Here is a 24,748-nt window from a genome sequence, read left to right as displayed (position 1 = left end):
GCGGGCAGGGCGCTCAGTTCACCGCGCCGTGGAAGTCCAGCAGCTCCACCGTCTCGGGGGCCACGCTCAGCTTCACTTCCTCGCGGTAGCCGGCCGCGTCCCCGCCCACCTGGAAGGGCATGGGCCTGGCGAAGCGGATGGTCACCTCGCTCGCGTAGAAGTCCCGGATGCCCTCGGGGAACCAGCGGCCCGCCCACAGCTTCGGCAGGTTCGCCAGGACGCTGGTGGCCTGAAGCTGGCCCAGGCGCAGCTGCATCATCCCCCGGCGCTCCCCCGCGAACGGGAACATCCGGAAGCCGTACCCGTAGAAGGGCATCGTCGCCGCCGCCGCCATCATCAGTTCGCCCCTGAAGATCGTCTGCCCCGGGGCGATGGGCGCGCCCACCGGGTTGCCATCCGGCCCCACCCGGTACGCCTCTCCGGCCTGGCCGTTGGTGATCTCGCACTCCACCCACGTCGAGTTCGTCAGGTAGTGCGGCGCCGTCTTGAAGGCCACCGCCGAGAAGTAGCCGCCCGGGCCCGACAGCATCTTCTTGAAGAAGCCGCGGCCCAGGTTGCTCTTCACCCAGATGTAGTCGTTGAGCACCTTCCCATCCACGCCCAGGCCCGCGAACGGCGTGCGCTGGCCGTCCACCAGCAGGAGATCCATCCGCCGGTAGCCCGGCACCTCGCCGGCGCGCGCCCGCACCACGTCCTGGAGGATCCCGTCCGAGCCACTGCCCGCGTTCACGAACGTGGCCAGGCCATTGCCCGTGCCCAGCTTCAGCACGCCGAAGCGCGGCGCGCGCCTGCCGGCGAAACGGCCCCGCGGATCCAACTGGCGGAACACCTCGTTCACGAAGCACTGGAACGTCCCGTCTCCGCCACCCGTGAACACCATCGGGTAGTTGCGCTCGAGCACCGTCTGGACGATGCGCCGGCAGTCCAGCTCCGAGCGCGACAGGAACAGATCCTGCTCCGGCACCAGGTGCGAGAGGGACTTCACCACCCGTGCGTCCACCTTGCGGGCGTTGGCGTTCAGCAGCACCGCGACCTTGTGCTCGGGAGCACCGGTGACGGACGGAATCTGGCGCGGATCCACGGACCGAAGTGGCTGTACCAGCATGGGAGTCGACTCCAAGGGGGTAGGGGCATGTCGCCGCCTCGCGGCAGCGCGATGGCTCTCCAGTGCACTTTCCCAGCCAAGGGCTGACGCGTGGCGTTATCTCCTCCTACATTAACAATTCCAATGGGTTGGCATGTCGGGAACTGTTCGGATGGCTGGCCGGTTGCTACCGGCGGGTGGCGGAGGTGGAGAGCGCGTTACGCACCGGTTGCAGTGGGGTGGCGCATCCGTGACGCAGCTTTCGGCGGTTTGACACCCCCCGGTGGGTGGTTACGTTGGTCACACATCGGAAGTACTCGAGGGTTTCGCGGTATTTTCCGCAATTATTCCGGGAGGTTACACACCGTGGGCAAGATTATCGGCATCGACCTGGGCACCACCAACAGCGTGGTGGCGATCATGGAGGGTCGCGAGCCCAAGGTTCTCACCAATGAGGAGGGGAGCCGCACCACGCCCTCGGTCGTCGCGTTCGCGAAGGATGGGGAGCGTCTGGTGGGGCAGGTGGCCAAGCGTCAGGCCATCACCAACCCCGAGCGGACCATCTACTCCATCAAGCGCTTCATGGGCCGGCGGTACGAGGAGACCACCGAGGAGGCGAAGCTCGTCCCTTATAAGGTGGTGCGCGGCCCCCATGGTGACGCGCGCGTGGAGATCGATGGAAAGCAGTACAGCGCGCCGGAGATCTCCGCGCAGGTGCTGCTCAAGCTGAAGCGTGCCGCCGAGAACTACCTGGGCGAGAAGGTCACCGAGGCGGTCATCACCGTTCCGGCCTACTTCAACGACGCCCAGCGCCAGGCGACCAAGGACGCGGGCGAGATCGCCGGCCTCACCGTGCGGCGCATCGTGAACGAGCCGACCGCGGCGGCGCTGGCGTACGGTCTGGACAAGAAGAAGGACGAGAAGATCGCCGTCTACGACTTCGGCGGCGGCACGTTCGACATCTCCATCCTGGAGGTGGGCGAGAACGTGGTCGAGGTGCTCGCCACCAACGGTGACACCCACCTGGGCGGCGACAACATCGATCACGCGCTCATGGACTGGCTGATCGCCGAGTTCAAGAAGGACACCGGCATCGACGTCTCCAAGGACAAGATGGTGCTCCAGCGCCTGAAGGAGGCGGCGGAGAAGGCGAAGATCGAGCTGTCCAGCACGATGGAGACGGAGATCAACCTGCCGTTCCTCACGGCGGACGCCTCCGGTCCCAAGCACCTCAACGTCCGGCTGACGCGGGCCAAGTTCGAGGCGATGATCGACAGCCTCGTCGAGCGCTCGCTGGAGCCGTGCCGCAAGTGCCTGAAGGACTCGGGCGTGGACCTCAAGGACCTCAACGAGGTCGTGCTGGTGGGTGGCTCCACGCGCATCCCGAAGGTGCAGGAGGCGGTGAAGCGGCTGTTCGGCAAGGAGCCGAACCGCTCGGTGAACCCGGACGAGGTGGTGGCGGTGGGCGCGGCGGTGCAGGCCGGCGTGCTCGCGGGCGAGGTGAAGGACATCCTGCTGCTGGACGTCACCCCGCTGTCGCTGGGCGTGGAGACGCTGGGTGGCGTGATGACGAAGCTCATCGAGCGCAACACCACCATCCCCACCCGCAAGTCGGAGACGTTCTCCACGGCGGCGGATGGCCAGACGCAGGTGGAGATCCACATCCTGCAGGGCGAGCGCGAGATGGCCGGTGACAACCGGAGCCTCGGCCGCTTCCACCTGACGGGGATTCCTCCGGCGCCGCGCGGCGTGCCGCAGATCGAGGTGACGCTGGACATCGACGCCAACGGCATCCTCAACGTCAGCGCCAAGGACAAGGCGACGGGCAAGGAGCAGAAGGTCACCATCACCCACTCGTCCGGTCTGGCCAAGGACGAGGTCGAGAAGATGGTGAACGCGGCCAAGGAGAACGAGGCCGCGGACAAGGCTCGCCGCGAGCTGGTCGAGGTGAAGAACCAGGCCGAGGCGCAGGTGTACGCCGCGGAGAAGATGGTGAAGGAGAACCGCGAGAAGCTCTCGGCGGACGCGGTGTCGACGCTCGAGTCGGCCATCAAGGCCGTCAACGAGGTGCGCGAGGGCCAGGACAAGGACGCCATCAAGGGCGCGTTGGATCGGCTGCAGCAGGCCAGCTACAAGGTGGCCGAGGAGATGTACAAGGCCACGGGCGGCGCTCCTGGCGAGGGTGCTCCGCCTCCGGGCGCCGACGCGGGTGCGGCTCCGGGCAGCTCGGCCAAGCCGAAGGACGACGTGGTGGACGCCGAGTTCCGCCAGTCGTAATCGGTGCCCCTCCTCCTCCCTCTCCCCTCGGGAGAGGGCCGGGGTGAGGGTCGCAGACATCCCGGGTTGAAACCCAGGAAGAGCAAGGGCCGGCGCTCCCGCGAGGGGGTGTCCGGCCCTTCTGTTTTGGGGCTACGATGTAGGAGCCCTTGTTCCCAGGCCGAATACCCGTGATCCATCCGCCCACTCACGTCCATCCCCAGGCCGCGCAGGCCTTCCGCCACTTCTTCCAGGAGCTGCGCGAGGCCTACCTCGAGCGTGAGACGCTCCTCACCCAGATCGAGCTGGCGCTGCTGTGCCGGGAGCACGTGCTCGTGGTGGGGCCGCCGGGGACGGCCAAGAGCGCCATCGCCTCCGCGGTGCTGGGACGCATCCTGGACGAGAAGACGGGACAGCCCTCGCTCTTCGCCAAGCAGATCGCCGAATCCACCGTGCAGACGGACCTCATCGGCCCGGTGGACTTCAAGGTGCTCACCGAGACGGGGCGCACCGAGTACATCACCGAGGACGGCATGCTGGGCGCCACCCACGCCTTCCTCGACGAGGTCTTCGACGGGCGCGACATGCTGCTGCGCTCCATCCTCAACGTCCTGCACGAGCGCGAGCTCAAGCACGGGCGCCGGGTGACGAGCGGGCGCATCGAGTGCGCCATCATGACGAGCAACCGCTACCTCTCCGAGGTGCTGGCGCGCTCGCCGGAGCTGCTCCTGGCCTTCGCGGACCGGCTCAGCTTCATCTCCTTCGTGCCCAAGTCCTTCGCCCGGCGCCCCAGCCGCGCGGCCATGCTGCACCGCTTCGCCCATGGCATCCGGCCGGATCTGCGCGCCACCCTCACCCTGCAGCAACTGGACGTACTCCAGGAGGCCGTGGAGCGGGTGACCGTCTCCAGCCACCTGCTCGAGGCCATCGAGATGCTCGCCGACGAGCTGGAGCGCGCGCTCACGGCCCAGGTGTCCAAGCTGCCCGACTACGTGCCCACCAAGTACTTCTCCCAACGCTCGGTGGTGAAGGCGCTGTGGGCCCTCAAGGCCGCGGTGGTGAGGGATCAGCTCTACCGCCGCCCGGAGCGGTCGCTCGAGGCCACCGTGGAGGACCTGGATGCCCTGCGCTGGTTCTTCCTGCTCGGCGGACCTCCGGCGGAGGAGTCCGAGGCGCTCCTCAAGGTGGCGGTGGATCCCCGCGAGCGCGCGCAGTTGGAGATCGTCCGCATCGAGCAGAAGGCCTTCGATGCCGCGCTGACCAAGGTGCGCGCGGAGCTGGGCACGGGCGTGGAGCGCGAGGCGTCGTCGCTCGGCGCGGCCGAGGATCTCAAGGTCGTGGAGGCCCTGGCGCGCAACTTCCAGCCCGGCATCGTCACCACCACGGCGCAGCGCCTGCGCATCAAGCTCGTCCCGGGGCCGCGTCATCCGGACAACCGGGTGGTCCTGCTGGGAGCCGCGCGCGGGCTGCTCGCGACGGTGGAGCAGCGCATGGCGCGCGGGCCCGTCGAGGGCACCGAGCCCCGGGCGGGCGTGGCCGTGTTCTCCGCGCTCGTGGAGACGGTGGATCTGTGCCGCCAGGTGCCGGAGTTGCGCCAGCGGCTGCCGGCCCTGTGTGAGTCGGTGGCCCGCTTCGTCCTGCAGGCGCTCGAGCTGATGGCGCTCAACGCCGAGAGTCTCGCCTTCGACGAGGCGGTGGTGCTGGAGACGCTCGTCGGTATGGTGGACAACCTCTCCGAGGAGCTGGCCAAGGTGGGCGAGCTCCTGGTGCTGCTCGCCGAGGGCAGCTCGGGCGCGGTGGCGCGCCTGCGGGCCTCGGAGTCCGAGGCGCGGCGGCGTGCCGTGGTCGCGCTCCGTCAGCGTGCGACGAGCGTCTTCCCCGCGTCGCGTGGCCGGAGGGATCCGCTCGATGCGCTCGCGGCGGACTCGCGCCGGCTCACCCAGCTCGAGACGGCCCTGTGCAAGCTGGATCCTGCGCAGCGCGGCCTCAAGCAGGAGCTGTTGCAGCCGCTCGGGTTCGCCTACGCGCGGGACGTGCTGTCCACCACGCCCTTCGAGCGCATCGACCAGTTCTCCCGCACGGTGCAGTCGGTGGCGGAGAACCTGCGGCGCGAGGGCCTGTCCCCGGAGCCCGTGTTCACCGAGTGCCGGGAGATCCTCGAGACGCGCCTGCGCGAGTACGTGCGGAACATTGGCCGCGAGGTGGCGAGCCCTCCGCCGGCCCCTCATGCCGCCGTCAATGGCGAGGCCTACACCTTCTACCGGGGGGACTTCTCCGCTCAGGTCCGGGACGGTGAGTTCGCCGCGCTGCTCGGGCTGGACGGACAGCTCGCCTTCGCGCGGCCGGCCTCCGCTACGTCCTTCCTCTCCGACACCATCCGCGACGCGGTGGCCCGGGTGGAGCTGTCCTTCGTCCAGACGCGTCTCAAGTACCTGCGCAGCTGGCTCACCCAGCTCTTCAACGCGCTGCCGGCCCCCGAGTCCATCCAGAACCGGGCCTCCGCGGAGCAGGTCTTCGATCGCCTGGTGAAGAGCCGATTCCCGCTGCTCGCGCTCAAGGAGGGTGAGCTGGTGCGCATCAAGGGCCTGCTCGGCGTGCTGATCGCCATCCCCGGCGAGCTGGGCGACAGCGCGCGCAAGCTGGAGAGCGTGCTGCGCGGCATCGACGACGACTTCACCCGCTTCAGCAAGCAGCTGCTGGAGCTGCGGGCCTCGTTGTGAGGAGGGGTTGACGCGTGCTCGGCTCGCGGCTCTCACGCCTGCGGCTCCGGTTGGACGCGCTCCAGGGGAGTCCGTCCCAGTCCGAGGGTCTGCGGGGTTGGTGGCTCGGGCTCACCGCCCCGGCCGAGGTGGACCTGTCCCTGCCCACCGTGACGGCGCTCGACAAGGCCCTGGAGCGGGTGGGGGTGCACACGCTCGCGGATGCCCGACTGCTGCTCGAGCTCGGTGTGAAGAAGGGCAGGGTGGGCGAGCTGGCCACGGGGCTGAAGACCCGGGCCGGCGAGGCGCTGGAGGAGTACGAGCGGACGCTGGATGCGGTGGAGAAGATGCTCCGGGTAGGCCGGACGCCTCCGGGGGCGCGCACGGCGCTGGAGCGGGGTTTCGTGCGGCTCGCGCGGGTGCTGCGGGTGGCGGACCTCTTCATGTCCCCCACACCCCCGCCTCGGGAGGAGGAGGGCGCGTTCGAGATCTTCACGAGGCCCGGTCCGCTCTGGAACGATCGCGGAGCCCCGAGCAAGGCCCGCATGGCCGTGGCCGAGTTCCTCGCCGAGCGTGCGCGCACCAACGTGGAGGACCTGGTCCAGAAGCGAAGGGACCTGGACGTCGCCCATGAGATCCTCCTGCGCATCGGCATGGAGCACGACCGGGATCGCGGCGTGGCCCTGCGCAGCGAGGTGGCCCAGGCGCGTGAGCGTGTCCGGGAGCAGCCGGCGACGCGCTCGCTGGATGCACTGGTGAAGGAGGTGCGACGCACCGCGAGCAGGGATCCGCACATGGCCTGGCGCTCGCTCCGGGGGCTCTATGAGCGAGCCCTCGAGGCCAATGATCCCCGGCTGGCGGCGGCGGCCCGAGCGGCGCTCGAGCCGATGATGCCTTCCCGCGAGCCGATGCGGGCCATGCTGGAGTCCGCCGAGCGCGATGATCTGACCCGCTGGTTCGGCGAGGCGCCCCCCGCCTTCGAGGGCCCGAACGCGCTCCGGCAGGCGCCCAAGGCCTCCAGCGCGGATGACCTGCTCGCGGATCTGGCCTTCTCGCTGCGGCCCGAGCAGCTCTCCGCGTTCGAGCTGGCGGCCGGCTGCGCCCGCTACTTCGACGTGGAGGACTCGCTCTCCGAGGAAGTCGTCGAGGTGAACACCCGGAAGGTGCGTCCCGTGCCGCGTCGGGTGCCGTACCCCACGCAGAACATGACGTTCGAGCGCACGGGCGGTCTGCACGACGTGCACAACTTCGTCATCTCGGACCCGAGGCTGCTCGTCTACGAGCTGGCCGCCCACAGCCAGACGGTGCGCGCCTACCTGGAGGAGGAGCCGCCCGTCCAGCCCAAGAAGAAGAAGCGCACCGCCGTGCGCGTGTACGTCTGTGACGCCTCGGGCTCCATGCACGGCTCCCGGGCGCGCTTCCGCGACGCCATCATCATCGCCGAGCTCAACAACCTCCGCGTCAAGGCGCGCCAGGGCCACCCCTTCGATCCGCTCTACTTCTCCTTCTTCAACGACGCCCCCACGGAGCTGGCCCGCGTGGACACGGCCCGCGAGGCCACCCGGCAGATCGAGAAGCTCTTCCGCGACTCGCCCGCCGAGGGCCAGACGGACATCACCCTGGCGCTCATGTCCGCCTTCGACTCCATCCGCGCCGCGCGGGGAAAGGATCCGTACCTCGCCCGGGCCACCGTGGTGCTCATCACCGATGGCGAGGATCGCGTCGACCTGGAGCTCATCCGCCGTACCCGCGCTCCCGTGGACGCGCTGGACATCTCGCTCAGCTTCATCTCGCTCGGCGAGGAGAACCCGGACCTCAAGTCGCTCGTCATGGAGCAGCGTGCCCGGGGTGGCCGCGCCTTCTACCACCACCTCTCCGACCAGGAGATCCAGTGGGCGAAGACCGAGTTCGACAGCCCCTGGCGCACCCTCCTTCCACACGACGTGCCCGTCACCCCGGAGGTGATCGAGGCGCTCACCCCCCACCTCGACGCGCTCGAGGCCATGGCCACCGGACGGACGGACGCCTCTCGCGCGCCCCTGGCTTCCGAGGCCTCCTTCGATGCGCTCTTCCCGGACCCGGAGCGGGTGGGCGCCCAGAAGCTGGCGGGGGAGGCGCCCGGTCCCGAGGTGATCGCCCGCGTGGCCGACATCCTCGATGCCATCGTGGAGGCGGCCGCGCTCGCCTCCGCCGACCGCCGCGCCACCGAGGGCCTCACCCTCCTGCAGCACCTGCTCGGGGTGTATCAGCTCACCCCGGCGCGCTACCTCTCGGCGCTGGCCGTCGGAGGTTCACAGGTGCACGAGCGCCTTTCTCGCGTGCGCCTCCTGTGCCGTCCGTTCGAGTAGGCTGTGCTCGGCCATGCTCTTCGACTGGTTGCGCAGGAAGAAGACACCCAAGAAGCCCCAGCGGTCCACGGATCCGCTCGCGGCCTTCGATCAGCTCATCGAGGACCTGGAGCGGCAGGCGGCCGAGGTCCGCAAGTCCGCGGCCACGCTGTTGGCGCTCAAGGGAGACCTGACCCGCTCGCAGGAGCGGTACGTCAAGCGGCTGGAGGACATCTCCCAGCGGCGGGCCGTCGCGGACGAGCAGGGGGATACGAAGATCGCCCAGGCGCTCGAGCGGGATCGCGCCCAGACCGAGTCCCTGTTGAACACCACGCGCGAGTCGCTCAACCGGGCCGAGCAGGACGGCAAGCTGCTGCTGGAGGCCGCCGCGGAGCTCGGCGACCGTGTTGCCGAGCTGCGCACCGAGCGGGAGAGTGCCTCGGCCCGGCTCGCCGTGGGGGGGCTCGTCTCGACCGCCCTCCGCGAGCAGGTGGAGCGCTTCGAGAAGGTGCTGGCCGTGGATGCCGCGCGCGATGAGATCGAACGGGCTCATGCGCTCGCGGACATCTACCGGGAAGAGCGCGGAGCTTGATCACGAACGGATAGGAGGGAAGCAATGGGCTGCTGCCACTACTACCAGCACGTCGGAGAGGGCTGCGACAACGCCTTCACCGTGGACACCTCGCGTATCACCTTCGGCCGCGGTTGCCTGGCGGAGGTGGGTGATCGCGCCAGGGCACTCGGGATGAAGCGCGTGGCCCTGTTCACGGACGCGCGCATGGCCCGGCTGCCGCACTTCCAGAAGGTCCACCAGTCCTTGAGCGCCGCCGGGCTGGACGTGGTCGTCTACACCGACGTGCACGTCGAGCCCACGGACCAGTCGTTCCTGCACGCGGCGCGCTTCGCCTCTGAGGCCCGGCCGGATGGCTACATCTCCCTGGGGGGAGGCTCGGTCATCGACACCTGCAAGGCGGCCAACCTCTACGCCACCCATCCGGCGGACTTCCTGGCCTACGTCAACGCGCCGGTGGGTGAGGGGCGTCCGGTGCCCGGCCCGCTCAAGCCGCACATCGCCTGCCCCACCACCTCGGGGACCGGCAGCGAGGTCACCGGCATCACCATCTTCGACCTGCTGTCGATGGGGGCGAAGACCGGCATCGCCTCGCCCGCGCTGCGGCCCACCGAGGCCCTCATCGATCCGGACTGCACCGCGACCCTGCCCGGTGAGGTGGTCGCCGCCAGCGGGTTGGACGTGCTGTCCCACGCGCTCGAGTCCTATACGGCGCGTCCGTACGTGCGCCGTCCCGCGCCGCAGCGTCCAAGCCTGCGGCCCATGAGCCAGGGCGCCAACCCGTGGAGCGACCTCGGCTGTCGCGAGGCGCTGCGCCTGATGGGGCTGTACCTGGAGCGCGGGGTGAAGGACGCGGAGGACCACGAGGCCCGCGAGCAGTTGATGTGGGCCTCCACGCTGGCGGGCATCGCCTTCGGAAACGCCGGGGTGCACGCACCGCACGGCATGGCCTACGCCGTGGCGGGTCTGGTGCGCGACTTCCGTCCCTCGGGCTATCCGCGGGATGAGCCCCTGGTTCCCCACGGCATGGCCGTCATCGTGAATGCGCCGGCCGTGTTCCGCTACACCGCGCAGGTGAGCCCCGAGCGCCACCTGGAAGCCGCGCAGTGGCTGGGCGCGGATGTGCGCGGCGCCACGCCCTCGGACGCTGGCGAGGTGCTCTCCGGCAAGCTCATCCAGATCATGCGCGCGGTGGGCATCCCCAATGGCCTGGGGGGCGTGGGTTACGGCGAAGCGGACGTGGCGGCCCTCACGGAAGGTGCCTTCCCGCAGCAGCGCCTGCTGCAGAACGCTCCCCGGGAGATGACCCGGCCCGTCCTCACCGAGCTGTTCCGCCAGGCGCTGAGCTACTGGTAATCGAAGCGGAGGCAACCCCCATGACCGAAGCCGAGACCGCGGACCGCTACCGTTACTTCCTGCCCATCACCACCCGCTGGATGGACAACGACGTCTACGGGCACATCAACAACGTCACCTACTACAGCTACTTCGACACGGTCGCGAACCACTACCTCATCCACGAGGGCGGCCTGGACATCCTCACCAGTCCCGTCATCGGCCTCGTCGTGGAGTCGCGGTGCTCCTACCGCGCTCCGCTCGCGTACCCGGACCGTCTCCGGGCGGGCCTGCGCGTGGACAAGCTCGGCAACCGCTCGGTGACGTACGGGATCGGAATCTTCAAGGAGGGCGAGGAGCAGGCCTCGGCCCACGGGTACTTCGTGCACGTCTTCGTGGACCGCCAGTCGCGCAAGGCGGTGGCCATGCCCGAGCGCCTGCGCGAGGCGCTCTCGCGGATCTCCATCGGGTGAGGGCCCGCCGCGCTACGTGCGGCGCGCGGTCTGGTGCAGCTCCAGCACGATGTTGCCGCCCTTGAAGAGCCTCACCGCTCCCGACGTCTGGCTCACCACCAGCGCGATGCACTTCGTCGTCGACGTGATGCTCGCCGCCGCCGCGTGTCGCGCTCCCAGCCCCAGCGGAATCTTCACCGCCTCGTCCGAGGCCGACAGGTAGCGTCCCGCCGCCAGCACCACGCCGTCCTCGCGGATGACGAAGGCTCCGTCCAGCACCGAGAAGTTCTTGATGGCCTCGCGGATCTTCGGATCCAGCACGTTGCGCTCGGCCTCCGAGATCCCCTGGAACGGGTTGATCGTCATCTGCCGGCTCTTCTCCATCACGCTTGTGTGATCGCCAATCGTGATGATCGTCCCGATGGGGTGGCCCTCGAAGCCCTCCTGGCCGACCTGCAGCGCCAGCTGGATGAGCGCGTCCACCACTTGCGAGTTGAACTCGTCCCCCAGCTTCACGCCCTCGATCGTCAGCCGGTCGTCGAGCGAGCCGCCGATGCGCATCTGCATCAGCGTGTCGGGAGAGCGGCCGAGCTTGCCCGTCATGCACAGCACCAGGTCCCCCTCCTTGAACGCTCCCTGGGACAGGGCGGACACGAGGGCCACCTTTACCCGCTCGGTACGCGAGTAGTCATAGGCGGGAATCACCAGCGCCCGCTGCTTCTTCGACAACAGCTCCTCCGCCATCCGGGGTGCGGTGACCGCGTAGACGAGCTTGCGCTTCGCCTGCTGCCGGCGCAGGTCCTCGGGCGCGATGGGCACGTCGCTGATGTAGAGGAAGTGGTCCACGTCCCCTTTTCCAGCGAGCGAGAGAGCGGCTCGCAGGAACTCCCGGTCGAATTTCGAGGTATCGCTCATGGGCTACGAACGCGCCGCCTGTTATGGGTTGTTGGTCAGGTCTCCTTGACATCAGACCGCATGTGAATAAAGCTTTCCGGCCATTTTTTTCGAGGCACCAGGGCCCATTTTCCCCGATGCACGGGAGCCTAAGGCTGTGAACCAGAAAGATCTCAAGCGTTACAAGAAGATGCTCGAGGACAGCAAGACGAGCCTGCTGGAGAGCGCCAAGAAGACCCTGGTGGAGGAAGCGAGCTTCGACACCGATGATCTCCCCGACGAGATCGACCAGGCCTCTTCCGAGTACGCCCAGTCCATGGTGTTCCGTCTTCGGGACCGGGAGAAGTTCCTGCTGCAGAAGATCGAACGTGCTCTCGGCCGTATCGAGGACGGCACCTTCGGCATCTGCGAACGTTGTGAGGAGGAGATCTCTCCCAAGCGGCTGGAGGCGCGGCCCGTGACGACGCTGTGCATCCGCTGCAAGGAAGAGCAGGAGAAGAAGGAGAAGTCCTACGGCTAGCCCGTAGGAGAGGGCAGGGGGGGTTCTCGCGTACGGGCCCGCGTGAGACCTCCTGCTTTCCTCAGGCCGCCAGTTGGATCTCCACCCGGAGCAGCTGGCGGCCAATGAGGAAGTGGTCCCCGTTGTCCACGAACACCGGACCGGTCAGTCGGATGAAGGTGCCGTTGGAAGAGCCCACGTCCTTCACTCGCAACCTGTCCTGCTTCACCATCAACAGCGCGTGGCGCCCCGACACGAAGCCATCGGTGGCGAAGGTGATGTCCCCCTGCTCGCGCCCCAGATGGTTGTCCCCTTCCTTGAGCGGGAAGGCGGCGCCCCGCAGACCCCCTTCCAGAATCTGCACCAGCCTCAGCCGGTAGCCCGGGTCGTTCGAGCCCCAGATGTGGGCTCCACCCGGACCCACGGCCGCCGCGGGGATGGGCTCGAGCACCAGCCGCTGCCGGCCCAGGCGCAGCTCGCCGCCCACGGGCAGCTCCCGCTCCTGGCGCAGGCGCACGAAGACGCCATTGGCGCCGCCCACGTCCTCGACCGCCAACCTCCCCCCCGAGAAGAAGAAGCGGGCCTGCACGGGCATGATGAAGGGGTCATCCGCCAGCGGCAGGTCGCCCTGGGGGCCGCAGGTGAGCGTGTCCTTGGTCATCCGCACCACCGACTCCGGGCCGCCGTCCGCTCGCACGACGCGCAGGGCCACCTGGGGCCGGGCCGCCGGTTTCGGCGCGGCCATCACCATCGTGTTGGAGCGGATGGGCGAGCCACAGGCGTGGCAGGTGGAGGCGGTGTCGGGGTTGTCGGCGTCGCAGCGAGGGCAGTAGACCATGGCGGGCGGGTGTACATATCAAGCCCGGCGGGGGGTTGCTCGGGCGGCGAACAATGCCCGCACAATGGCCGTCCACCTTGCGGGCAACCCGACGCTCGTGGGAAGTTCGGGCCCCAACACCCCGACCCCTGCTTCAGGGAAGCCCTCCTTGCATTGCCCCAGCTGCGGCGCCGACGCCGGTGACGTCTCCAAGTTCTGTCCCTCCTGCGGCGCCACGCTCGCGCGCGGGGAGCCGGACGAGTACATCGGCCGCACCATCGCCAGGAAGTACCAGGTGGAGGCCCTCATCGGAGAGGGCGGCATGGGCAAGGTGTACCGTGCCCGCCAGGTGGCTCTCGACAAGCTGGTGGTGCTCAAGGTGCTGCGCCACTCGCTGCTCGGGGATGATCGCACCGTGGCCCGCTTCAAGCGCGAGGCCAAGGCCGCCAGCCGCCTCAACCACCCCAACTCCATCAGCATCCTCGACTTCGGCCAGACCGAGGACGGGGCGCTCTTCATCGCGATGGAGTTCGTCCCGGGGCAGGATCTGCACACCGTCCTGAGCAAGGACGGCCCGCTTCCCGAGCAGCGCATCGTCCGCATCGTCAGCCAGGTGCTCTCCGCCCTGTACGACGCGCACAACGCCGGCGTCATCCACCGGGATCTCAAGCCCGAGAACATCATGGTGGAGCAGCGCCGCAACGAGCCGGACTTCGTGAAGGTGCTCGACTTCGGCATCGCCAAGTTCCAGGACGGCGACGGAGAAGGGCCCGCCCTCACGCGCACCGGCTTCGTCTGCGGCACTCCCGAGTACATGTCTCCCGAGCAGGCGCGTGGCGCCACGTTGGATCACCGCTCGGACCTGTACGCCGTGGGCGTCATCCTCTACCAGCTCATCACCGGCCGGCTGCCCTTCGAGTCCGACTCCGCGGTGGGTTACGCCACCAAGCACCTCACCGAGGAGCCCCTTCCTCCGTCCCGCAAGCGCCCGGAGATCCGCATCTCCCCGGCCATGGAGCGGCTCATCATGCGGGCCCTCTCCAAGAGCCCGGATGATCGGCCCCAGGACGCGGAGGCCTTCCAGGCCGAGCTGCTCGCCGTGGACAAGGAGCGCGAGCGCCGCGCCAACGCCCCCGCCACGGGTCGGCGCCAGCAGGGAGCGGCGGTGCTCGCGCCGCTGCCGCGCAAGGCCACGCCGCCTTCCGGAGGTCTGCACACGGAGATCACCGATCCGGGCTGGGGCGGTGAGTCCGACGCCACAGTGCGCGCCATGCCCGAGCGGATGCATCCGGGGGCCAGCATGGCCCGCGCCGCGCAGGAGCGTACGCAGCTCGCTCCTCCGAGTCGCCCCGCGCCAGAGCGGGAGCGCGGAGAGCGCTCGCAGCCCCAGCCGCTCGTCGTCGTCCGGCCCGCGCCGAGCGAGCGCGTGACGACCGAGCGCACCATCGCCGTCGATCGGGCGTCGGCGCCCACCCCCGTCAACCCGTCCCTGCTCAACAGCAAGACGGAGGCCATGGTCTCCACCGTGTCCGACACCGGTGGCGGCTTCGGCTTCCTCAAGGCCTTCGTCCTCACCCTGGCGCTCGTCACGCTCGGCCTGGTCGGCTACTGGCTGTACACGAGCTGGCGCAACCAGACCCAGGAGAAGCCCTTCGTCCCTCCGAAGAACGCGCCCATCCCGGGGCAGGAGTCCGGCGCCAACGTACCCCCACCCGGCACGCCGTTGTACGAGCTGGACGTCCCGGCGAAGAAGCGCGATCCGAAGCAGGCGCTGCAGCGGCGGCAGGCGGGATACGCCGCCTACAGGAGCGGCAATCTGGATCAGGCGGCCAGGGAGCTCGGCACGGCCTTCTCCCTGGAGCCCTCGCCGGAGCTGTCGCTGATGCTCGGAGAGGTGTACTGGGCGCTCGACAGCCACGAGGAGGCGCGTGGCTGGTGGATGCGCCACCTGCGCGACCTGCCGGACTCCAAGGCCCGCGACACCCTGTTGCGCAGGGAGCCGCAGCTGGCCTCCGCCATCGGCGGCCGGTAACCGGCGGACCGTTTCCTCAGCCCACCAGCTCCACCTGGATGATGTGCTGGCCCAGGCGCACCCTGTCTCCGGGGCGCAGCGGCCTGTCCACTCCGGGAACGATGCGCACGTACGTGCCGAGGCCTCCGGAGAGGTCACGCAGCTGGGCGCCGGTGAGGGTGAAGCTCAGCTCGCAGTGGCGGCCGGCCAGCCCTTCCTCCTGGGGGTAGCAGACGTCACAGTTCGCCTGTCCGATGGTCAGGAGCGGGGCGGAGGTGACGACGGTGCGTCCACTGCGGCCTCCCACCAGCATCTCCTCCACGCCGAAGACACCTTGTCCGGGCGGCACCGGAGCGCCGTAGACGGTGGGGCGTCCGGCCAGGGGCGGCGGGGCCTCGAGCTTCCCGAGGAAGCGGAAGAGGCGCTGGCCGATGCTGAAGAAGGAGAGCGGCGCGAGCGTCTCCGCACCCGGGATGGTGACATAAATGCCCGAGGCGCTGGACTCGTCGCGAACATGTAGCACGTTGTCCTTGATGAGGAAGGTGGCGTGCTGGGCGGAGACGAAAGGATCGTCCGCGAAGAGGATGGCGCCCCGGGTGCGGCCCACGGTGCAGCCGGTGACGGGCAGCTTGAAGCGCTGGCCGCGGGCCGAGCCGGCGACGACCGCCAGACCGAAGCGCGAGGCGGCCGGGGCGGGCCGTGCTCCCGAGACGGGCGCGGCGGCTGGTTTGTGTGCCAACGAAGGCGGCACCGCCTGGGGTGGTGCTCCGGCGGGGCGTGTCAGGGGGAGGGGGGCCGCCGGGCTTCGAGGTGCGGCCACGCCTGGCGCGGGACGGGCGGCCAGGGGGATGCCTCCAGCCGGGCCGACGGGAGGCGGGGTGCGCGAGGCCGGACGCAGACCGGGCGGGGCGTCGGGCGGACGAATGGCGCTTGAAGGGGTACGAGATACACCCGAGACTGGCCTGCCCACGGAGGAAGCGGGCATGGCTCGAGGAGGTGGCGGCTTCGCCGTGGCCGGCGCCTCGCTCAGCGGGGTGCCGCAGCTCGCGCACACCTCCGCACGGGGCGGATTGTAGCCGTCACAGTTCGGGCACACCACGGCGAGAGCAGACAGCAGGAGCTGTGACATGGGCAGATCGACTCTAGAAGTGGGCGCAACACGGGGTCAACGAAAGCGCATCCCGCGCAAATCCCAAGGTCCTGACATTGCCCCCCCTGGGGGCGGCAGTTAGCATTGCTGACGACTCGATGATTCGCCTCAACGACATCCTCCAGCGGGTTGCCTCCTATCATCCGGACCCCGATCTGGACATCATCAAGAAGGCGTACGTCTACTCGGCCAAGGTGCATCAGGGCCAACTACGCAAGTCGGGTGAGCCCTACCTCATCCATCCGCTCGAGGTCGCCGGGCTCCTCGCCGAGTTGAAGCTGGACGAAGCGTCCATCGTCACCGGCCTGCTCCACGACACCATCGAGGACACGCTCGCCACGGCCGAGGAGCTCACCGAGCTGTTCGGCCCCGAGGTCGCCCAGCTGGTGGACGGCGTCACGAAGCTGTCCAAGTTCTCCGCCTCCGCCACCCTCTCACAAGAAGAGAAACAGGCCGAGAACTTCCGGAAGATGATCATCGCGATGGCGCAGGACATCCGCGTCATCCTGGTGAAGCTGGCGGACCGCACGCACAACATGCGGACCCTGGACCACATGTCCGAGGAGAAGCAGCGGAGGATCGCCCAGGAGACCCTGGACATCTACGCCCCGCTGGCCAACCGCCTGGGCATCAGCTGGATCAAGACCGAGCTGGAGGACCTGTCCTTCCGCTACGTGAAGCCCCAGGACTTCTTCGCGCTCCAGGACAAGCTCAACAAGCGCAAGAAGGAGCGGGAGAAGTACATCGAGGACGTCAGCACGCTCATCCACAACAAGCTGGATGGGCGCGGCCTGAAGGGCGACGTCAGCGGCCGCTTCAAGCACGTCTACAGCATCTACAAGAAGATGAAGTCGCAGGGGATCGAGTTCGAGCAGATCCACGACATCATCGCCTTCCGCATCATCATGCCCGCGGTGCCCAGCTGCTACGAGGCGCTGGGCCTGGTGCACCAGCTGTGGAAGCCGGTGCCGGGGCGCTTCAAGGACTTCATCGCCATCCCCAAGCCCAACATGTACCAGTCGCTGCACACGACGGTGATTGGTCCGCTGGGCGAGCGCATCGAGGTGCAGATCCGCACCCCGGAGATGCACAAGGTGGCCGAGGAGGGCATCGCGGCGCACTGGGCGTACAAGGAAGGCAAGACGCCCAACGTCAGCAAGGACGACGAGAAGTTCGCCTGGCTGCGCCAGCTCATGGAGTGGCAGCAGGACCTCAAGGATCCCAAGGAGTTCCTGGAGACGGTGAAGGTGGACCTCTTCACCGACGAGGTCTTCGTCTTCACGCCCAAGGGGGACGTGAGGAGCCTGCCGCGGGGAGCCACGCCGGTGGACTTCGCCTACGCCATCCACTCGGACGTGGGCGGCCGGTGCGTGGGCGCCAAGGTGAATGGGAAGATCGTCCCGCTGCGCTACAAGCTGAAGAACGGGGACACGGTGGAGGTGCTCACCAGCCCCCAGGCGCACCCGTCCAAGGACTGGCTCACCTTCGTCAAGACGAGCCGGGCCCAGCAGCGCATCCGCGGCTTCATCAAGCAGCAGCAGCGCGAGAAGAGCCTTCAGCTGGGCCGCGAGCTACTGGAGCGGGAGCTCAAGCGCTACCAGCTCAACTTCAACCGGCTGCTGAAGAACGGCGAGCTGAAGAAGACCTGCGAGGAGCTGGGCTACCGGGTGGAGGACGACCTGCTGGTGGCCCTGGGCTACGGCAAGGTGGTGCCCAACCAGGTGATCTCCCGCGTGGTTCCGCCGGAGAAGCTGGCGGCCTCGACGGGAGACGGCAAGGGCTCGGCGGCGGCCATGGAGAGCCAGACGTCCTCTTCCAGCGGCAGCATGCTGCCGGGCCTGTCCCGCGTCACCGACTTCGCCAAGAAGCTGGTGGGCAAGCAGAACAGCAGCGGGGTGCAGATCGGCGGCGTGGACGACGTGCTGGTGCGCTTCGGCCGATGTTGCAACCCGGTGCCGGGAGATCCCATCGCGGGCTTCATCACCCGGGGCCGGGGCGTGACGGTGCACACGGTGGGCTGCGACAAGGCGCTGGCCACGGATCCCGAGCGTCGGGTGGACGTGTCGTGGGACGTGCGCGGCGACTTCAAGCGTCCCGTCACCCTGCGCGTGCTCACGGCGGATCGGACGGGCCTGCTCGCGGACATCTCCAACACCTTCTCCAAGAAGGGCGTCAACATCTCCCAGGCCAACTGCAGGGCCACGGGGGATGACCGCGCGGTGAACACCTTCGAGGTCACCATCTCCGACCTCAAGCAGCTCACCGACCTGATGCGCACCATCGAGCGTCTCCCGGGCGTCTACTCCGTCGAGCGCATCTAGCCGTGCAACGTCTCCCTCTCCCCCTGGGAGAGGGTGGGGTGAGGGTCTGTGACGAGGCAGTAGCGCGCCTCGTTCGCACACGGACGAAGCCGCCTGTCAGGGGGTTGGCCGCCCGCCGGGCTGGTGGTAGAGCCGCCGCGGACGCGCGGCCGCTCCTGGCCGCCTCACCTTCGAGGTGAACGCATGGCTCGCAAGATTGTGCACTCCGACGAAGCGCCGAAGGCGATCGGCCCCTACTCGCAGGCGGTGCAGGTGGACGCCGGGAAGATGACCTTCCTCTCCGGGCAGATCCCGCTCGACCCGAAGACGATGAACATCGTCGAGGGGGACGTCATCGACCAGGCCGAGCAGGTGATGAAGAACCTGGGCGCGGTGCTGAAGGCCGCCGGGCTTGACTTCTCCCACGTGGTGCGCAGCACCATCTTCCTCACCGACCTGGGCGACTTCACCAAGGTGAACGAGGTCTACGGCCGCTACTTCACCGGCGCGCCCCCGGCGCGCGTCACCGTGCAGGTGGCCGCGCTCCCCCGTGGCTCCAAGGTGGAGATCGACGCCATCGCCGTGTCCTGACGCGCGCGAGGGTGGGGGAGGAAGACCCCCGCCAAAGAGAAAGGCCGCCGGACCCGCTTCGGTCCGACGGCCTTTTTCATTCAGGCGGGGCGGGGACTACTTCTGGTCCGCCGCGACCGAGCCCTTCTTCTTCAGCTCCTCATCGATGACGCGCTTGAAGGCCTCGGCGGGCTGAGCACCCACGAGCGCGCGGCCATTGATGAAGAAGGTGGGGGTGCCGTTGACACCCACGCGGGAGGCCTCGCTCATGTCCGCGGTGACCTGCGCGTCGTACTTGTTGCTGTCGAGCGCGGCCTTGAACTGGCCCATGTTCAGGCCCAGCTCCTGGGCGTACTTCTCGAGCGAGGCGCGATCCAGGGCGCGCTGATTGGCGAACAGCTTGTCGTGGTACTCCCAGAACTTGCCCTGCTCGTGGGCGGCCATGGCGGCCATGGCGGCCGGCTTCGCGTTCGCGTGGAAGGGCAGCGGCTGGTGCTTGAAGGCCACGCGGACCTTGCCCTTGTACTCGTCCTCGATCTGCTTGAGCGTGGGCACCACGCGGCCGCAGAACGGGCACTCGAAGTCGGAGAAGGCCACGATGGTGACGGGGGCGTTCTTCGGGCCGCGCGCCGGGGCGTTACCGACCTCGATGTTCTGCACGGGCGGCTCGGCGGGGGCCTGCGCCTGGGGAGCGGCTCCGTTGGACTTCAGGCCCTCCTCGATCAGCCTGGCGTACAGGTCGCCCTGCTTGGTGCCGGAGGCCAGCAGCTTCTCGGCGCGGGCCTTCTCCTCCTCGATGATCTTCTTGAAGTTGTCGAAGGGCTGGGCGCCCACGAACTCACGGCCGTTGACGAAGAAGGTCGGGGTGCCATTGGCGCCCACCGCGGCGCCGGCGGCGGCGTCCGCCTCCACCTTCGCGCGGAACTTGCCGGAGTCGAGCGCGGCCTTGAACTGGCCCATGTTCAGGCCCAGCTCCTGGGCGTACTTCTCGAGCGAGGCGCGATCCAGGGCGCGCTGATTGGCGAACAGCTTGTCGTGGTACTCCCAGAACTTGCCCTGCTCATGGGCGGCCATGGAGGCCTCGGCGGCGCCCTTGGCGTTCGGGTGGAAGGACAGCGGCTGGTGACGGAACACCACGCGCACGTCCTTGGCGTACGTCTCCTTGATCTGCTTGAGCGTGGGACCGACGCGGCTGCAGAAGGGGCACTCGAAGTCGGACCACTCGACGATCGTCACCTTGGCGTCCTTCGGGCCGAAGGAGGGAGCGTCGGCGGGCACGTCCACCTTGCGGTAGGCCTGGGCCGGAGCCTCCTGCTGCGCGGCCTTGCTGGGCGCGGACTCCACGCCCTTGGCCATGATGGCGGCGTACACCTGGCTCGCCGGGGTGCCGGAACGCGTCAGGGCCTCGGCCTTGCCGAGCTCCTCGTCGATCAGCGTCTTGAAGTTGGCGATCGGCTGCGCGCCGGAGAGGAAGCGGCCGTTGATGAAGAAGGCCGGGGTGCCGTTGGCGCCGAGCTTGCCGGCCAGGGCCTGATCCCGATCGACGATGGCCGACAGCTTGGGGCTGGCCATGTCCGCCTTCCAGCGGGTGATGTCCAGGCCCAGCTGGCTCGCGTACTTCTCCAGGTCCGCGTCCTCGAGCGCCTTGCTGTTGGCGAACAGCGTCTCGTGGTACTCCCAGTACTTGCCCTGCTCACCGGCGGCCAGCGCGGCCAGCGCGGCGGGCCTGGCGCGCGGGTGGAAGGAGAGCGGGTTCTGCTTCATGACCACGCGCAGCTTGCTGCCGTAGTCCTTCTGGAGCTGCTCCACCGTGGCGTTCGCACGGGAGCAGAACGGGCACTGGTAGTCGGAGAACTCGACGAGCGTGACGAGCGCGTCCGCGTTGCCCTTCACGGGCGAGCCATCGATGGGAACCTTGAAGACGGTGGGATCCACCGGCCGGGCATTCGGACGGGGCGCGTTGGCGGCGGCCGCCGTGGGCTTGTTGCCAGCGGCATTGGTCGTGGGGCTGCCGGTGAAGGCACGGCCACCAACGAATCCCAGCACCAGGCCCACCAGCAGGGCCACGATCACATTGGGTCTCATGAGTCTTTTCAGCTCCTCGTACGTCGTCAGGTCCGACTGCGGTCCCGGGCTTTGGTCAAGTCAGCAGGGCGCGGGTAGATAACAGAGCCCGTTCCGAGCACGCAAGGCGACGCAGGCGTACCCGGCCGGGTGAAGACACCACCCAGGGCCCCGAAAACACGAAGCTTTTTGGCGAAAATTCCCCCAACACCCATTCGCCTGGGACCGCAAGGCAGGTGGTTGTGCATGAAGGGGAGCGGAGCGCCATCGGCTCGTGAGTGACACGAGCGGGCCCGGAGTTTCACCCGGAATTTCCGGCGGGATTTCCTTCCGCTCCAGGGGGCCTGCTTCCTACGTGAGCTGCAGCACCCGCTCCTCCAGCCGATGGCCCCGCGAGACGCCGAGGATGAGCACCCCCGTCTGCAGCAGGTGGCCCACCACGCGGCTGATGACCTCCTCGGGTTTGTGGCTCTGTCCGTCGAAGCGGACGTGCAGGAGCGTCTCCCCCTCCATGCGCGCGGAAGTGACGCCGGGGATCGCCTGGAGCTCCGGGATGATGACGGTGCCACTGGCCACCTGGACGCGGAACTCGGCGGCCTGGCTGGTGAGCTCGGCCATGGTGCCGGCCTGGGCCAGCCTGCCCCGATCGAGGATGGCCGCCGCGTCGCACAACTGCTCCAGCTCCTGGAGATTGTGGCTGGAGACCACCACCGTCGTGTGTTGATCCCTCAGCTCCCGGATGACCTGCCGCACCTGATTGGCGATGCGGGGATCCAACCCGGCGGTGGGCTCGTCGAGCAGCACCAGCGGCGGCCTGCCCATGAGGGCCTGCGCCAGGGCCGCGCGCTTGGCCATGCCGTGCGACAGCGCGTGCGTCTCCACGCCCCAGGCCTCCATGAGGCCCACCTTCTCGAGCGACTCGCGCGCTTCCTGCTCGGGCCTGTCCAGGCCACTCAGCCGCGCCCAGTAGGTGAGCAGCGGCCCCACCTTCCAACCACCGGGCAGCATCGCGTCCTGGGGCAGCACGCCGAGCTTTCCCTTGAGGGCCCCATCCACCCAGGGATTCACGCCCATCACCCGCAGCGTGCCTCCGGTGGGACGCAGGTAGCCGCACATCATGGAGAACGTGGTCGTTTTCCCGGCGCCGTTGGGGCCGATGAGCCCGTACACCTGTCCCCTCTGCACCGTGAGGCTCACCCCATCCACCGCGCTCTTGGGGCCGAAGCGCCGGGTGACGTTGACGAGATCGATCGCCGGCTCGCTCACAGGTCCCTCGTGCGCAGGGCGGTGTAGGCGCCACCCAGGAAGAGCAGCGCGAAGACGACATAGGCCAGGGCGCTCCCGCCGAACTGCAGGGGCTCCGGGTCGAGCAGCTTCGTGCAGTAGTTCATGGGCGACAGGTAGCGGATGTTCTCGAGCGGATGGCCCTCTCCGCGGCCGAACCACAGGCCGGCCAGCCAGATGCAGAAGGCGAGCAGGATGCAGATGAAGTTGAAGACCAGGCTCACCGCGGGGGTGGTGGTGAAGCTGGAGCACAAGGTGGTGAGCGCCAGGAAGGCCAGGGAGAAGACCATGGTCCCCACCCAGAACCGGAACAGATTGAGGACGAAGGCGCCGAAGCCGAAGCCCGGCGTCGAGAGCCACGCGTAGACGCAGAGGATCAAATCCAGCGCGAGCACCAGGCCCAGCAGGATCGTGGTCTGGGCGAGGAACTTGCCCATCAGCACCGACGAGCGGCGAGCGCGCACGGTGAGGTAGCGGATGGAGCGCGGCCCCACCTCTCCGCTCAGTTGATCGAAGCCCATCAACGCCACGTAGAGGGGCAGGAAGAGGATGCTGAGGTAGAAGACCACCACCACCAGGGTGGGCATCTGCTCGGAGGGGGCGAGCACGCCGCCAGCCTGCTCCGCCATCTGCTGGATCCACGCGCGCAGGAGGGCCCCCACCAGCAGCACCACCAGGGAGATCAGGCTGTAGAGCCCGAGCAACACCACCGCACGCGCGCTGCGCACGGTGCGCCGGCATTCGGCGCCCCAGATCACCGCGATTTCATTCAATCCGTTCAAGGCGGTTGGACCCTATCGGGCCAGACAGGGGCTCGCCAGGATTCTTGCTCTCCAGGGGAACATCGGCGGGAGAATGGACGTCTTGTCCGGGGCAGGTACCATGCCTCCCCCCAACCCCCCCTCCGCGAGACGGTTCCGTATGACGCTCTCCCGCGCCTTTCCGGCGATGCTTCTCCTTCCCGTGTTCCTCCTTCTCGTCGGCGCGGACGAAGGGAGCGCCGACGAAGGGAGCGCCCGGGATGGGGGAACGACGCCGGGGGCCGAGGTGGCGCTGCTGGATGCCGGGACGCCTGACGCTTCGGTCGCCGAAGTGGCGGAGCAGGTGGATGCCGGGGTGATGCTGGGGCTCGTTCCTCCCGTGCCGGTGCCCTCCCGCGAGCAGGATCCGCCCTTCGCCCGTTTGCGCTCGCTGTCCATGAAGCAGGACGTGCTCGCCCGGGCGAAGAAGGACGCCCAGGGACGGCTCGTGGTGCCGGGGCCCCAGGGCAACGTGCCGCTGACCATCGACCCGACGCTCCAGTCGCAGCTCACCCACATCCTCACGGACTACGAGGTGCCCTACGGCGCCGTGGTGGTGCTGGAGCCCTCCACGGGCCGCGTGCTGGCCATGGCCGAGCACTCGCAGGCGCAGCCGGGCCTGCGTGGGTTGTCCACGCGTGCCGTCTTCCCCGCGGCCAGCATCTTCAAGATCGTCACCGGCACCGCGCTGCTGGAGGCCGGCGTCACCCCCATGGACGAGACGTGCTTCCACGGCGGCAAACGGCGGCTCTCCGAGAAGCTGCTGGAGGACAGCGCGCGCGATGGCCAGTGCCATTCGTTGGCCGAGGCCATGGGCAAGAGCGCCAACGTCGTCTTCGCCAAGCTGACGCAGCGCTACCTGTCGCCCGACGCGCTGAAGCGCGCGGCGGCCCGCTTCCACTTCAACCGGGAGATCTCCTTCCCGGTGCCCACGGACGTGTCGCTCGCCGCCGTGCCGGAAGACGACGAGTTCCGCCTCGCGCAGACGGGCGCGGGCTTCGGGGACGTGTACCTCTCGCCGCTGCACGGCGCGCTGCTGGCGTCCGTGGCGGCCAACAAGGGCGTCTGGAGGGAGCCCATCCTCTTCGAGCCCGACCCGAACGCGCCGCTTCCGGCCGGCGAGCAGGTGCTGTCGCCCGAGGTGGCGCGCGACCTGACGACCCTCCTGGAGGCGACGGTGACCAGGGGCACCGCGCGCCGCACCTTCCGCGAGCGGGGCATGGGCGTGCCGGGCGCGGTGGGCAAGACGGGGACGCTGGCGGACCGCAAGCCCTTCCGGGACTACTCGTGGTTCGTGGGGTTCGCGCCCAAGGACAACCCGAAGGTGGCGGTGGCGGCGGTCATCGTCAACGAGCCGCTCTGGCGCATCCGGGCCACGTGGCTCGGCCGCGAGGCCATGCGTCTGGGCCTGGCGCGCCTGCCTCCGGGCTCGCTGACTCCCGCCAGGGAGGAGACGACGCCCGCCGAGGAGACTCCCGCGGAAGAGGAGTCCTCGGACGAGGAGCTGCCCGCAGAGGAGGTCGCCGGAACACCCGCCGCGCCCACCGCTCCGGGCGCGAAGGCGGCGATGACGGGCCCCTGAGTCCGTTACCGTGGAGGTCCCCTCTCCCTCTGGGAGGGGGAGCATGCGCAACC

The 24,748-nt window shown here is 68.8% G+C and carries 18 protein-coding genes; 11 read left to right on the top strand and 7 right to left on the bottom strand.

Going from position 1 to position 24,748, the window contains the following annotated elements; genetic code table 11:
• Positions 1-13: 13 nt before the first annotated feature.
• Positions 14-1,105, bottom strand: a complete 1,092-nt coding sequence (locus tag JQX13_RS45855; protein WP_203405721.1) for a diacylglycerol/lipid kinase family protein — start codon at positions 1,103-1,105, stop codon at positions 14-16.
• Between the two features lie 345 nt (positions 1,106-1,450).
• Between JQX13_RS45855 and dnaK the strand changes: the two genes are divergently transcribed.
• From dnaK to JQX13_RS45825, 6 genes are all read left to right on the top strand, one after another.
• Positions 1,451-3,361 (top strand): molecular chaperone DnaK, encoded by a 1,911-nt coding sequence (gene dnaK, locus JQX13_RS45850; protein ID WP_203405720.1) that lies wholly within the window; start codon positions 1,451-1,453, stop codon positions 3,359-3,361.
• 173 nt (positions 3,362-3,534) lie between these two features.
• Entirely contained in the window at positions 3,535-6,060 is a 2,526-nt protein-coding gene (locus JQX13_RS45845) for an AAA family ATPase (protein ID WP_430384232.1), read from the top strand.
• A gap of 14 nt (positions 6,061-6,074) precedes the next feature.
• Entirely contained in the window at positions 6,075-8,387 is a 2,313-nt protein-coding gene (locus tag JQX13_RS45840) for a vWA domain-containing protein (protein ID WP_203405718.1), read from the top strand.
• Positions 8,388-8,400: 13 nt separating this feature from the next.
• Positions 8,401-8,958 (top strand): PspA/IM30 family protein, encoded by a 558-nt coding sequence (locus JQX13_RS45835; RefSeq protein WP_203405717.1) that lies wholly within the window; start codon positions 8,401-8,403, stop codon positions 8,956-8,958.
• 24 nt (positions 8,959-8,982) lie between these two features.
• Positions 8,983-10,293, top strand: a complete 1,311-nt coding sequence (locus JQX13_RS45830) for a hydroxyacid-oxoacid transhydrogenase (RefSeq protein ID WP_203405716.1) — start codon at positions 8,983-8,985, stop codon at positions 10,291-10,293.
• Between the two features lie 20 nt (positions 10,294-10,313).
• Positions 10,314-10,745, top strand: coding sequence for an acyl-CoA thioesterase (locus tag JQX13_RS45825; RefSeq protein WP_203405715.1), 432 nt, complete (start codon positions 10,314-10,316; stop codon positions 10,743-10,745).
• Between the two features lie 12 nt (positions 10,746-10,757).
• Here JQX13_RS45825 and JQX13_RS45820 read toward each other — a convergent pair whose 3' ends face one another.
• The gene (locus JQX13_RS45820) at positions 10,758-11,639 is read right to left on the bottom strand and encodes a DNA integrity scanning protein DisA nucleotide-binding domain protein (protein ID WP_203405714.1); all 882 of its coding nucleotides are present in this window, start codon (positions 11,637-11,639) and stop codon (positions 10,758-10,760) included.
• A 136-nt stretch (positions 11,640-11,775) separates the two neighbouring features.
• Between JQX13_RS45820 and JQX13_RS45815 the strand changes: the two genes are divergently transcribed.
• Positions 11,776-12,138: a TraR/DksA family transcriptional regulator gene (locus JQX13_RS45815; RefSeq protein WP_043398472.1), complete on the top strand. Its 363-nt coding sequence runs from the start codon at positions 11,776-11,778 to the stop codon at positions 12,136-12,138.
• Positions 12,139-12,199: 61 nt separating this feature from the next.
• Here the strand turns inward: JQX13_RS45815 and JQX13_RS45810 are convergent, their stop codons facing one another.
• Entirely contained in the window at positions 12,200-12,955 is a 756-nt protein-coding gene (locus JQX13_RS45810) for an FHA domain-containing protein (RefSeq protein WP_203405713.1), read from the bottom strand.
• A gap of 148 nt (positions 12,956-13,103) precedes the next feature.
• Here JQX13_RS45810 and JQX13_RS45805 point away from each other — a divergent pair, with 148 nt between their 5' ends.
• A complete protein-coding gene (locus JQX13_RS45805; RefSeq protein ID WP_239014254.1) occupies positions 13,104-14,966 on the top strand; it encodes a serine/threonine-protein kinase in 1,863 nt (620 codons plus the stop codon).
• 16 nt (positions 14,967-14,982) lie between these two features.
• Here the strand turns inward: JQX13_RS45805 and JQX13_RS54900 are convergent, their stop codons facing one another.
• On the bottom strand, positions 14,983-15,684 hold the full coding sequence (locus JQX13_RS54900; protein WP_239014253.1) for an FHA domain-containing protein: 702 nt from the start codon (positions 15,682-15,684) through the stop codon (positions 14,983-14,985).
• 509 nt (positions 15,685-16,193) lie between these two features.
• Here JQX13_RS54900 and JQX13_RS45795 point away from each other — a divergent pair.
• Positions 16,194-18,416 carry a RelA/SpoT family protein gene (locus JQX13_RS45795; protein WP_203405710.1) on the top strand — a complete coding sequence of 741 codons (2,223 nt, stop codon included), beginning with the start codon at positions 16,194-16,196 and terminating at the stop codon, positions 18,414-18,416.
• A gap of 183 nt (positions 18,417-18,599) precedes the next feature.
• Positions 18,600-18,986, top strand: a complete 387-nt coding sequence (locus tag JQX13_RS45790; protein ID WP_203405709.1) for a RidA family protein — start codon at positions 18,600-18,602, stop codon at positions 18,984-18,986.
• Positions 18,987-19,082: 96 nt separating this feature from the next.
• On the opposite strand, the gene JQX13_RS45785 is transcribed toward JQX13_RS45790, so the two are convergent.
• From JQX13_RS45785 to JQX13_RS45775, 3 genes are all read right to left on the bottom strand, one after another.
• Positions 19,083-21,050: a DsbA family protein gene (locus JQX13_RS45785; protein WP_203405708.1), complete on the bottom strand. Its 1,968-nt coding sequence runs from the start codon at positions 21,048-21,050 to the stop codon at positions 19,083-19,085.
• Between the two features lie 330 nt (positions 21,051-21,380).
• A complete protein-coding gene (locus tag JQX13_RS45780) occupies positions 21,381-22,295 on the bottom strand; it encodes an ABC transporter ATP-binding protein (RefSeq protein WP_203405707.1) in 915 nt (304 codons plus the stop codon).
• Positions 22,292-23,095, bottom strand: coding sequence for an ABC transporter permease (locus tag JQX13_RS45775; RefSeq protein WP_203405706.1), 804 nt, complete (start codon positions 23,093-23,095; stop codon positions 22,292-22,294). The genes JQX13_RS45780 and JQX13_RS45775 overlap by 4 nt, the downstream gene beginning before the upstream one ends.
• A gap of 139 nt (positions 23,096-23,234) precedes the next feature.
• On the opposite strand from JQX13_RS45775, the gene JQX13_RS45770 reads away from it, so the two are divergent.
• Complete coding sequence (locus JQX13_RS45770; RefSeq protein ID WP_203405705.1) at positions 23,235-24,695, top strand: penicillin-binding transpeptidase domain-containing protein; 1,461 nt, start codon at positions 23,235-23,237, stop codon at positions 24,693-24,695.
• Positions 24,696-24,748 lie beyond the last annotated feature (53 nt).

Source organism: Archangium violaceum, from assembly GCF_016859125.1.
Classification (GTDB): Bacteria; Myxococcota; Myxococcia; order Myxococcales; family Myxococcaceae; genus Archangium; species Archangium violaceum_A.
This window is presented reverse-complemented; position numbering and strand designations above follow the sequence as displayed.

Excerpts from the sequence above, each read along its gene's own strand:
- JQX13_RS45855 (WP_203405721.1), bottom strand. The coding sequence starts at position 1,105 with ATGCTGGTACAGCCACTTCGGTCCGTGGATCCGCGCCAGATTCCGTCC.
- JQX13_RS45835 (WP_203405717.1), top strand. The coding sequence starts at position 8,401 with ATGCTCTTCGACTGGTTGCGCAGGAAGAAGACACCCAAGAAGCCCCAG.
- JQX13_RS45830 (WP_203405716.1), top strand. The coding sequence starts at position 8,983 with ATGGGCTGCTGCCACTACTACCAGCACGTCGGAGAGGGCTGCGACAAC.
- JQX13_RS45825 (WP_203405715.1), top strand. The coding sequence starts at position 10,314 with ATGACCGAAGCCGAGACCGCGGACCGCTACCGTTACTTCCTGCCCATC.
- JQX13_RS45820 (WP_203405714.1), bottom strand. The coding sequence starts at position 11,639 with ATGAGCGATACCTCGAAATTCGACCGGGAGTTCCTGCGAGCCGCTCTC.
- JQX13_RS45810 (WP_203405713.1), bottom strand. The coding sequence starts at position 12,955 with ATGGTCTACTGCCCTCGCTGCGACGCCGACAACCCCGACACCGCCTCC.
- JQX13_RS45795 (WP_203405710.1), top strand. The coding sequence starts at position 16,194 with ATGATTCGCCTCAACGACATCCTCCAGCGGGTTGCCTCCTATCATCCG.
- JQX13_RS45790 (WP_203405709.1), top strand. The coding sequence starts at position 18,600 with ATGGCTCGCAAGATTGTGCACTCCGACGAAGCGCCGAAGGCGATCGGC.
- JQX13_RS45785 (WP_203405708.1), bottom strand. The coding sequence starts at position 21,050 with ATGAGACCCAATGTGATCGTGGCCCTGCTGGTGGGCCTGGTGCTGGGA.
- JQX13_RS45770 (WP_203405705.1), top strand. The coding sequence starts at position 23,235 with ATGACGCTCTCCCGCGCCTTTCCGGCGATGCTTCTCCTTCCCGTGTTC.